The organism is Streptomyces sp. NPDC022910, assembly GCF_055561075.1.
In genome coordinates this window covers 1-8,466 of sequence record NZ_JBVHHL010000115.1, presented here as the reverse complement: position 1 = coordinate 8,466, position 8,466 = coordinate 1, and the positions used below count along the sequence as shown (strand labels likewise).

At 68.6% G+C, this 8,466-nt stretch carries 7 protein-coding genes and 1 pseudogene; 4 read left to right on the top strand and 4 right to left on the bottom strand.

Annotated features, from left to right (window positions below):
• The first annotated feature begins 146 nt into the window (after positions 1-146).
• The 4 genes from tgmC to ACZ3TS_RS41780 all read left to right on the top strand — a co-directional run bounded on the left by tgmC (position 147) and on the right by ACZ3TS_RS41780 (position 5,013).
• Positions 147-1,262, top strand: coding sequence for an ATP-grasp peptide maturase system methyltransferase (gene tgmC / locus ACZ3TS_RS41795; protein ID WP_467628144.1), 1,116 nt, complete (start codon positions 147-149; stop codon positions 1,260-1,262).
• Positions 1,263-1,920: 658 nt separating this feature from the next.
• Complete coding sequence (locus ACZ3TS_RS41790) at positions 1,921-3,813, top strand: DUF2637 domain-containing protein (protein WP_467628141.1); 1,893 nt, start codon at positions 1,921-1,923, stop codon at positions 3,811-3,813.
• Positions 3,814-3,994: 181 nt separating this feature from the next.
• Positions 3,995-4,357, top strand: a complete 363-nt coding sequence (locus tag ACZ3TS_RS41785) for a hypothetical protein (RefSeq protein WP_467628138.1) — start codon at positions 3,995-3,997, stop codon at positions 4,355-4,357.
• Positions 4,354-5,013, top strand: coding sequence for a nucleotidyl transferase AbiEii/AbiGii toxin family protein (locus tag ACZ3TS_RS41780; protein ID WP_467628135.1), 660 nt, complete (start codon positions 4,354-4,356; stop codon positions 5,011-5,013). The genes ACZ3TS_RS41785 and ACZ3TS_RS41780 overlap by 4 nt, the downstream gene beginning before the upstream one ends.
• A gap of 32 nt (positions 5,014-5,045) precedes the next feature.
• Here the strand turns inward: ACZ3TS_RS41780 and ACZ3TS_RS41775 are convergent, their stop codons facing one another.
• From ACZ3TS_RS41775 to ACZ3TS_RS41760, 4 genes and pseudogenes are all read right to left on the bottom strand, one after another.
• On the bottom strand, positions 5,046-5,174 hold the full coding sequence (locus tag ACZ3TS_RS41775) for a hypothetical protein (RefSeq protein WP_467628132.1): 129 nt from the start codon (positions 5,172-5,174) through the stop codon (positions 5,046-5,048).
• A gap of 305 nt (positions 5,175-5,479) precedes the next feature.
• A pseudogene (locus tag ACZ3TS_RS41770) lies at positions 5,480-7,155 on the bottom strand (bacterial transcriptional activator domain-containing protein); the annotation flags it as partial.
• 193 nt (positions 7,156-7,348) lie between these two features.
• Positions 7,349-7,804, bottom strand: coding sequence for a hypothetical protein (locus ACZ3TS_RS41765; protein ID WP_467628129.1), 456 nt, complete (start codon positions 7,802-7,804; stop codon positions 7,349-7,351).
• A gap of 303 nt (positions 7,805-8,107) precedes the next feature.
• Positions 8,108-8,398 carry a DUF2690 domain-containing protein gene (locus ACZ3TS_RS41760; protein ID WP_467628147.1) on the bottom strand — a complete coding sequence of 97 codons (291 nt, stop codon included), beginning with the start codon at positions 8,396-8,398 and terminating at the stop codon, positions 8,108-8,110.
• Positions 8,399-8,466 lie beyond the last annotated feature (68 nt).

Below are 8,466 nucleotides of genomic sequence, written 5' to 3'. Positions count from 1 at the left end.
CGGTCATCGTCACGCTGTTCCTGGTCCTGTCTCGCCCTGCATCAGATCAAAGAGACGTGCACCTCATCGGTCTCACCGGAGTCTGACAGACAGGGAACCGGTCTGCCGATGTGCGCAGCCCTCGCAGACCTTCTGGAGAGGACGACGTGAGCGACCACGCCAAGCTGCACCAGCAGCTCATCGACACGCTGACCGCCGGCGGCAGCCTGCGCACCGAGCCGTGGAAGCGGGCGGCCGCGGCCGTCCCCCGGCACGAGTTCCTGCACGGCGGCGTTTTCCGGCGCGTCGAGGGCACGGCCGGGGCCTGGGCGCCGCTGCTCGAAGGTGAGCCGGGCTGGCTGGAGGCGTGCTACGAGGACGAGTCGCTGGTCACCCAGATCGCGGGCACCATCGTGCCGGCCGACATCCGCGGCCAGATCATGCGCGCGCCGACCAGCTCCAGCACCCTGCCGTCCCTCGTCCTGCGCATGCTGGAAACCCTCCAGACCGAGGACGGGATGCGGGTACTGGAGATCGGGACCGGCACCGGCTACTCCACCGCCCTGCTCTGTCACGCCCTCGGTGAGGAGAACGTCACCTCGATCGAGTACGACGAGGACGTGGCCGCGCGGGCAGGGGCCGCCCTGGGCCGGCTCGGGCTGTACCCCAGGCTCGTCACCGGGGACGGCCTGCGCGGGCACGCCGAGGGGGCACCGTATGACCGGGTCATCGCCACCTGTGGTGTGCGGACGGTGCCCTCGGCGTGGATCGAGCAGACCCGGCCCGGCGGCCTCATCCTGGCCACCGTCGGCGGCTGGCTTGCTGCCTCGGAACTGGCGCGGCTGACCGTCCACGAGGACGGAACCGCCTCGGGCCCGCTGCTGGGCGGACAGGTCAGCTTCATGCTCGCCCGCCCGCACCTGCCGCCGCCGCTCGGGCTGTTGCCCGACCTCAGCGCCGGCAAGGAGCGGGAGGCCATCATCGGCGCTGACATCCTGAACGACTGGAGGGCCCGGTTCGTCGCACAGTCCGCCGTACCGGGCGCGCAGCGGCTGACACTCCAGCAGAACGAGCGCGAGGAGCACGTCCTGATCGACGTGGACTCCGGGTCGTGGGCGGCCCTCTACGAAGAGGGCGGCCACTGGACGGTGCGGCAGGGCGGGCCGGAATCTCTCTGGGACACGGCTGAGGAGCAGTTGGGCCGCTGGAAAGCGGCTGGCTCGCCAGGGCTGGAGGAGTTCACACTGCACGTCAGCCCGGAACGGCACTCCTACCTCTGGTAGGACACCGTACCGGCCCCGCTCGTCTGCTTCCCCCGTGGCGGATGGGCGGGGCCTTCCTGTGCCGTCAATCGACGAGGACGGAGACGCGCGTGTCGGGGACGGCCGCGATCCGCAGGAGGTCGCCGGAGAGGGTGTCGGCTTCCCCGGACTCGATGCGCTGGAGATCGCTGCAGCCCACCCTTTGGCACGCCAGAAGGCTTCCTGGCTGTAGCGCGCGGCGGTCCGCAGGTCTGCGATGCGTTTGCTCAGCTCCCGACGGCTTTGGTGATCCAGTCCGATTGATCGCGAGGCACTCGACAGCGGTGGGTCCGAGCCCATCGTCACGCAGCGCCCGCTGCGATTCCTTGATCCGCAACGAAGGACGTGGCGGCGTTGCTGCGGTTGCGGACGCCCTGGGTCCCCAACGGCTCAACTCCACGCGGAAGCGGTGCAGCGTATTCCCACACGGAATACCGTGCGCGGCGCCTGACCCTTCACGGGTCAGGCGCCGTACTGCTGTCCGAACGTAGGGCAGCACGGTACGGGAGCGCCGGTTGCACAGCGGCCGCAGATGGTCCTCAGCGATCACTTCTGGACGATTCGCCCCGAGCCGATCCCGCAGGCCCACTACCTGCTGCCCGTCATGGGAGTGTGAGAACAGCTCAGTTTCTAAGACGTGATGGGGGAGTGGAACGTGGTTGCGGGGAACAGTGTGGCACCCCAGCTGGCACGGGCGCATCGGGTCCTCACCGGTGTGGTCGTGGCAGGCGCCGTGATCATCGCCGGTATCGGTTTCACCGGTTCCTACGCGGCGGTCCGTGAACTGGCGGTCAAGAAGGGTTTCGGCGCCTTCTCCTACGTCTTCCCGGTCGGTATCGACGCCGGCATCTGTGTCCTTCTGGCTCTGGACCTTCTGCTGACCTGGATCCGTATCCCCTTTCCCTTGCTCCGTCAGACGGCCTGGTTGCTGACGGCCGCCACCATCGCCTTCAACGGGGCGGCTGCCTGGCCGGACCCGCTGGGTGTGGGCATGCACGCGGTGATCCCGGTCCTGTTCGTCGTCGCGGTCGAGGCCGCCCGGCACGCGATCGGCCGGATCGCGGACATCACCGCCGACAAGCACATGGAAGGCGTCCGTCTCACCCGCTGGCTGCTGTCGCCGATCCCCACGTTTCTGCTGTGGCGCCGCATGAAGCTGTGGGAGCTGCGTTCCTACGAGCAGGTCATCAAGCTGGAGCAGGAACGCCTCGTCTACCAGGCCAGCCTCCGCTCCCGCTTCGGCCGCGCCTGGCGCCGTAAGGCCCCGGTGGAGTCGCTGATACCGCTCCGCCTCGCTCGCTACGGCGTCCCCCTGGCCGAGACGGCCCCGGCCGGTCTGGCCGCTGCGGGCATTGACGAGCTTCCGATTCAGTTCACCGTCGAGCGGACCCCGGTTCCGGCTCAGCGGCAGAGCCCCGAACTCGAGGCCGCCGTCGACCAGGAGAAGGAACTGGCGCCGGTGCGCGGCGCGCAGCCCCAACTGGTGGAGCAGCCGCGAACTGCACCCAGGGAGCCGTCGCACGGCCTGGCGGACGCAGGGAACACCCAACACCTCGCAGGCGCCTACCAGGACTGGATCGCTGCCTTCGGATTCGAGCCCACGAGCGCGCAGTTCGCTCTGTGGCTCCAAGACCAGTACGGCATCGCCACCGCGGCCGGCAGGCCACTGTCCGACGAGCAGCTCGAACCCCTGCTTCAGCTCCTCAAACAGCGCCATACCCCTGCAGTTGACAGCGGGAGCGAGCCCCAAGACCCGAGCGACGCCGACGACGGATGGGGTGACTACTTCTACAACGCCTGGCTCGCGTATGCGCAAGAGCATGGGGCGTACCCCGATGCGGACGCCCTCGCCGCGTACGTCTACGAACGGGACCAGATCACAAGCGGCAACGGCCAGCCCATCACAGGCGCAGACGTGGAGTACTTCGTCTCCACCTTCCGGCAGCGCGAGTTCGACGAGACGGAGTCGCCCGCCGACGGGGAAGCCACCGAGCCCGCCGCGCAGGCATCCATCGGCGAGCCCTTCCCGAACGAGGACGAGTCTGTGGAGACACCGGCCGGCGCGGGTGCGCACCCCGCCAAGGAGACGCGCAGTCCCCGGGTGAGCGCCCCCATCGACGACTCGCCGAACGAGGCCGACGCGACCGGGGAGCCCGCCGTGCTCACCACCGTCGACCGCTACTACCTCGCCTGGACCGAGTATCAGACCGAGCACGGCGAGGAACCCAAGGCCGAGCAGCTCTCCGCCTACCTCGCCAGCAAGAAGGGCATGACCGGCCGCGGCGGAAAGCCGGTCAGCCCTTCCACCCTGCGTCGCTACCTCCTGCCGTTCCGTGTCTACAACCTCTGGGCCGAACAGCGGGTCCGCAACGAGGTGCCATCACTCGATGCCATTGCGCAGGAGTGCGCAGCCCACGGGATCACGGCCCAGCACAACAAGCCCCTCACCACCGACTACATCGCCGAGCAGGCCATCGACTTCGAACGGCGGTGGCAGGCACTGACCCGCCACCACACGCGATCACAGCAGTGAGAAACCGCCCATGCTCGCCACTACGCGGCATCGAACGTCGATCGGCTGCGGGTGGGTGATGATGTGGTGTGGGGGCCCGCCGGTGAGACGCCGGGGGAGATCGACGGGCGCCTGACCCACCCATACGGCAGGAGAGCCGGGTATCTGCCATGGCGCCCCTCGTACCAGCGATACTGGATGCATGGATGTGACGACCACCGCCCTGCGCGCTGAGGTACTGCGGGACCGTTACCGCAGTCGGTTGCCCGAGCGTCTGGAAGAGCTGGCCGGCCCCGTTGAGGGCACCGTCGACCTGCCGCTCCACGTCGTCTGGTCCGGGCGGACCAGCTACAGTCTGGACCGCCCGAAGTCCCGCATGAGCCTCTACCGGACCGTCCTTGCTGAGGGCCTGCGCCAGGACCTGGCGGCCTTCCTGCACCACCGGCTGCTGGCCGAGCAATGGCCCGTTCTGCGTCGCCTGGTCAGCCCCTACATCCGCGAGGTCTGGGAGGACGCCTTCCCCGAGCTGCCCCGCACCGCTCCGGCCGACACGACGGCCGCGTGAAGCTCACCCCGCTTCATGAGCGTCTCCTTGCCGATATCCTCGATCTCGGCTCTCCCTATCCTCTGGTCCTCACCGGCGGATACGCCGTGCAGGCCCATGGTCTGGTCGAACGCGTCAGCCGTGATCTCGACGTCGCCACCGAGAATCCCGCTCCGATGGACGAGATCGTTGCTGCCCTCACAGCCGGCCTCGCCGCGCGTGGCTGGCGGACCACACATGTCCAGACCGACCCACTCAGCGGCCGGTTCCTTGTCACCGCCCCGGATACCGGCGAGGAGTGCGAGGTCGATGTCCTCAAGGAGGCATTCTGGGCTCCGCCCGCCCAGACCCCCTACGGTCCCGTCCTCTCCCTTGACGACGTGATCGGCACCAAGGTCCGCGCGCTCGCCGACCGCGGGACCGTCCGCGACCTCATCGACGTCCGGGCCGCCTCCCGCCACCGCTCCACCGCCGATCTCGAATCCCTCGGCCGCCGCCGCGCCCCCGATGAATTCAGCCTGGAAAATCTCCGTGACCGGCTCACCGGTGCGGACTGGTACGAGGACGAGGACTACGCCGCGTACGGGCTCACCTCCCGGCAGATCGAAGAGCTCAAGATGTGGGCGCTGGCGTGGGCGGAGAACCTGGGGGCGCGGATCCACGACGAGAACGCCTGACAGGAGACCGCAGCCCTCTCACGGCGGTGTGATTACGCGCTGGTCGTGGTGTCGAGGAGCTCGTCCCGGACGGTCTTGCCGCTGGTCGGGTAGGGGGCGCAGTCCGGGTGGTCGAAGAGGGCGGTGACGAGTATCCGGCCGCGCCACTGATCGGAGCGCATCGGGTTCGGTGCGTGCCTGCCGTGGGCAAGGCCCCCGTGGGCTTTTGTGGTCTCGATGCGGAGGCACCGTCTCGATGCCGCGCAAGCAGCCATGCGGTGCACGGCCGGGCACCCTTCCGGGAAAACACGGGGGCGCATGCGGCTGCCCGCATCCAGCAAGGCGGCCCTGAGCGAACGGCTCGTCTACGCGGCCCGGGACGTCGCTCCGCGCCCGTAGTGCGCATCGCGTGTCCTTGCGCACAGGGCCGGCCACTGTCGGTCGTCGGTCCGTTGGCATGTCTGGGATGCTGCTTCGGGGGACCCCTCTACAAGGCCTTGCGCACCGCCGTGCCCGAGCCGTTGAGGAGCTCGTTGATGAGCTGAGAAGTCTCCATCTCCAGCGAGCAGTCCAGATCCCGGTTGACTTGTTGCACGCGGGTAATCGCGGTGTGGAGTCCGGAGCGGTTCCCGCGCGCAGCTTCAAGACGCATCCAGTCCCGATAGAGGAGCTCGGCCGTGGTGTCGGCGTCGAGGCCGGTGGCGACGGCCTGGCGGGCGGCGCTGAGGTCGTGGTGGGGGCCTGAGGGGATGCGGTAGGTGGCCACGGTGTGCGCGACGTCGATGATCCGCGTGATCATTTCCTGGGCGTGGGGCTCGGCCCAGGGCAGCGGCCGGCCGCCGAACGGCTTGCCCCGCACCAGAGCGAGTGCTCTCTCCAGGTCGGTCAGGCCGGACGGGCCCAATGGCAGCGCGTGTTCGACGAGCTGGAGGAAACCGGTCCAGTCGCAGCGTACGCCGGGAGCGAGCCGGTACGGATCCTCGCCGGCCTTGCGGCGCGGCACGTAGAGGTTGCCGGCCGAGTCGCTGCCCAGGGAGCTGCGCAGGCCCTGCATCCGCGCGTTGAGGGTGCTCGTTGACCACGGGCTGACGGGATCCATGTCGGCACACAGCACGTCCGCGCTCCAGCCGGGCGACCTTCTTCCGCAGTTTCTCCAACTCCGCTTGCTCTGCTGCCTTTTTCGGCCGGGCCGCACTGGTACGCCGGTCGGTCAGGGTGGCCATCGCCCCGGCGTCCCGGGCGGCCCGCCACTCGATGATGTGGGAGTGATACAGCCGCTCACGGCGCAGGATCGCGCCTTTCTCACCGGTCGGGGCGGCGTCGTACTCGGCGACGATGCGCAGCTTGTACTCCGGGGAGAAGCGGCGGCGGGTCGGTCTGGGTGCCGGGTCCTGGGACTCGGCTATCGGGCCGTTCGTGCTGGTCATACGGGGTTGGACTCCTGTCTCGCCCAGGAAGGATAACCCGGCGCACCGGGTGTCTCACCAAAGACTGACAGGGAGGGGGCTGGGGCACGCTGTCGAGCTCGTCCGGGACTTCCTCCCAGGGTCCCTCGGCCGGGTGGGAGGGCTGTCCGGACACCTTCAGCGCGGTGGTGATCTGCAGGTAGGCGGTGTGTTCCAGGCGCTGCACCGTGATGTCGGTGCCGACATGGTCGAGGGTCTGTGGCTCGGTGAGGGAGGCGTTGAGGATCTCCGCCTCGGGGAAGCGAGAGGCCGCGGTGCTCGCCGGGGCGATAAGCGTGACGGGCACCGAGCCTGCCTTGTCGATGACGTCGGCGAACTGCCAGGCCGTGTCCTCGTCCAGGGCGGACGCGCACAGCAGCAGATAAGGCTGATACTGGGTTTCGGGCATCTGGTGCGCTTCCAGCAGGCGTTCGCTCAGATCACGCAGTGCGTGCGTGGCCTGGCGCATGTGGGCGATCCGTGCGGTGGGCAGCAGTTGCGGCAGGTCCTCGCCGAACCCCACGGTGACGACCTCGACGTCGGCCGCCCACGGACTCATCCCGAGTTCCAGGGCGAGCGAGGTGCACACCTCGGTGATGTGGACTGGGTTGCCGTCCAGCAGCAGCGCGGGCAGGGCTGTGAGGTTGAGCAGCAGCAAGTCGCCCGCCTCTGTGCTGCCGACGGTCACCAGCCCCGGATACGGTGCCGGCACATCGCGGGTGTCAGTTACCTGCGTAGTTGCAATATCAGAAGATCCTTGACCTGGGATACTGCAGTTCTATCGGTAGGAATGACAGGGGGCCAGTGAGCTGCGGAGACGTAGCCAGCTCTAACTTGATCATGCTTCTGAGCTGGGATGCGTAAAACTCAACTGCCGCCGGGAGCCCGCCAGTTACGCCCCACCCACGCGGTCACGGACGTGCGGTGAACCGCCCGTCGGGCCGCTTGTGCAGCCAGCCGCGGTCGGCGAGCTTGGTCATCTTCGCCCGCAAAGGCTCCAGCTTGCCGCGCACCGAGGCATCCAGGCCCAGCCGCTCACCGACCGCCCTGACCTGCACCGGGCCGTCGGCCTCCCGCACGATCGCCAGGATCTTGCGGTAATCACCGGGCAGCGCGCCCTCGTCCCCCACGTCACCGCGGTGCGGGATGAGCAGTACCGCCCGCCCGGCCACCTTCGCCGATACCGGAGCGACAGGGGCGGCCGCCTCGGCATCGGCCTGGGCCTGCTCGGCCAGGCGGTTCAACACCCGCTCCGCGAGCGCCAGTTCGTCCCGCTCGACCTGGACCTCTTGAAGCTGCTTGGCCAACTGGTCGGCAAGGGCGTCCAGTTCGCTCCGGCGAGCGGTGATCCACTGCCGCTCCTGCATCCCCGCACTCTCCCGCGTTCTCATGGCGTGCCGACCTGCTGACGGATCGTAGGCGGGGATCGATCGTGGGCGCATCCGAACCAGGCATACCGCCGGAACCGGACCCGCCCGATGATCTACGCCATGGCCATCGGCCGCCGACCGGCGCGAGTACCCAACTCGTCATCCACACCAGACCCGTGACCTGCGACTTCACGATGCACACCGCTCTGTGGTGGACGGGTAGTAGCAAACCGGCCGCGTCTCTTCCCTGGCAGATCCGATGCCGCGGCGGAGCGCCGAAGATCACCGATAAAGGCAAGCTCAGGAACCTGCGTTGAAGCACTCCCGGCCGGGTCGGCCGGCCGAGGGGTAGTAGCAGCACCGCAGTCCCGTGGCGTGTGCAGCGGCGGTCATGGTGGTGGTGACCATCTCTCCGGCCGTCGGCAGGGCAGTTGGAGCGGTGGCGGCCTGAGTATGCCCGTCAGGGCTAGTGATTTCGATACGGAAACCGCGGTGTGTGGGCCAGCTGCGTATCCACCCGGCGTGGCAGCTTGGGCTGAGGCGGATTTCCAGCCGGGTGCCGTCTGTCAAGGGACAGTAGGAACTCCCCACTGGCGGACAGTTAATCTCCCCGCTGGTGGACAGCGTTTCTCCCCGGTTGGGCAGTAGATCTCGGGGGG